This is a genomic window from Phycisphaerae bacterium (assembly GCA_012729815.1).
Classification (GTDB): Bacteria; Planctomycetota; Phycisphaerae; order JAAYCJ01; family JAAYCJ01; genus JAAYCJ01.
Genome location: JAAYCJ010000126.1, coordinates 1 through 1,755, shown reverse-complemented (window position 1 = coordinate 1,755; position 1,755 = coordinate 1). Strand labels below are relative to the sequence as shown.

At 62.9% G+C, this 1,755-nt stretch carries 2 protein-coding genes; both read right to left on the bottom strand.

The annotated features are described in order from the left end of the window. Positions 1-576 (bottom strand): hypothetical protein (locus tag GXY33_08705; protein NLX05210.1); only part of this gene is annotated, 576 nt, incomplete at its 3' end. 181 nt (positions 577-757) lie between these two features. After that, on the bottom strand, positions 758-1,735 hold the full coding sequence (locus GXY33_08700) for a tRNA-dihydrouridine synthase family protein (protein NLX05209.1): 978 nt from the start codon (positions 1,733-1,735) through the stop codon (positions 758-760). Between the last annotated feature and the right edge of the window lie 20 nt (positions 1,736-1,755).

Here is a 1,755-nt window from a genome sequence, read left to right as displayed (position 1 = left end):
CGCGGTGTGGCCGAACGTGCCCAGCATCTTTCCCTTGTACCTGGCCCCGTGGGCCTGGGCACAGTCCTCAACCACGTAGAGGTTGTGCTTGCGGGCCAACGCCATCACCGGGTCCATATCCACCGGGTCGCCGCCGATGTGTGCCACCACGATCGCCCGCGTCCGCTCGGTAATCATCCGTTCGATCTCGTCGGCGCAGGTGTTGTAGCTGCGGACATCCGCATCCGCCACCACCGGGACACAGCCGATGAATATCACCGGCATCACCCCGCCGGGATCGGAGATCGGCGGCACGATCACCTCCGAAAACGCATCCAACCCCAACGCGCCCAAGGCCACGAACAGTGCGTTGGTGCCCGAGTTGACCCCGTCGGCGTACCCCCCGCCCATGAACCGGGCAAAGTCCTCTTCATACTGCTTCTCGTTGGGGCCGTTGTAGCCGAAGGGCTGACCGCTCGCGATTGCCTCGTCGAAGAGCCGCATGGCCGCCTGCTTCTCCTCCTGCCCGATCAGGCAACGGCTGGGCATCGGCTGAGTGCGGACCGGCTGGCCCCCGTCGATCGCAAGCGAACCCATCTCGTACTCCTAGACAATCACTAACAGAAATATTAACGTTAATACCTGCTGCACAAAAAATTTGGTTCCGAAGAACCATGCTTTTTCTAATGTATCATGACGGGCCCGATCCGTCAATAGCCAATCGCCGGATTCTCTCGGTTTTTTTGAGAAAAGTGAGCGGCTCCGCCCTTTTTGCCCCTCACGCCGCCGAATACCAGGACCGGACGATCGAAAACAGCTCGTTTTTATCAGTGGAACTACACAATGCCCGCTGAACCTGCCGCCGCTCCGGGTGGTACTTGGTGTAGCCATTGTAGAACTTGCGGAAGTAGTGAATGGCCCGCGACTCGCTGGACAGGCCGGCGACCATCTCGAAGTGCTCCATGATCGTCGCCCCCTGCTCTTGCAGGTCCGGCGGAGGCGGTTCGGCCCCACCGGTCAAAACGGCCCGGGCGTCGCGGAAGATCCACGGGTTGCCCACCGCCCCGCGGGCCACCGTCACCCCGTCCACGCCCGTCTCAGCCAGCCGCTGACGAATAACCTCGGCTGAGAAGATATCACCGCTGCCAAGAATCGTCGTCTTGGGGAACCGCCGCTTCAACTCAGCCAGGATCTGCCAGTCCGCTTTGCCGCGGTAACGCTGAAACACCGTCCGGCCGTGAACAACCAGCGCATCAACCGCCTCTGTCGCCAGGGCCTCGCAGAGGCGCCAGAAACTGTCCCTGGCCGCCTCCGAATCGTCGTACCCAGCCCGCAGTTTCACCATCACCGGGCAGTCCACCGCCTCGCGCACCCGACGAAAGATGTCCAGGGCCAGTTCCGGCTGGCGCAGGATCGATCCGCCCCGCTCGCGGCGGAGAACCTTGGGGGCTGGGCAGGCGAAGTTCAGATCGACCAGATCGTACCCGCATCCGCGGAGGTTCCGCGCCGCTTCGACCATCTCCTCGACCAGCGAACCCATGATCTGAATGCCGATCGGATGCTCATCCTCCCGGGCGGCCAGCTTGAGCTTTGCCACGATCCGGCGGTGGCACGCCACCTTGGCCAGCACCACGCCCGGAAACGTCAGCACCGGTCCGTAGCGACGGGCCAGATGGCGCATCGCCCGGTCGGTGTAGCCGGCCATCGGGGCCTGAAACAGCGGAATGTCCAGACAAAGATCGCCCAGTTTCAGCACGATCGGACTCCGGATCAAGG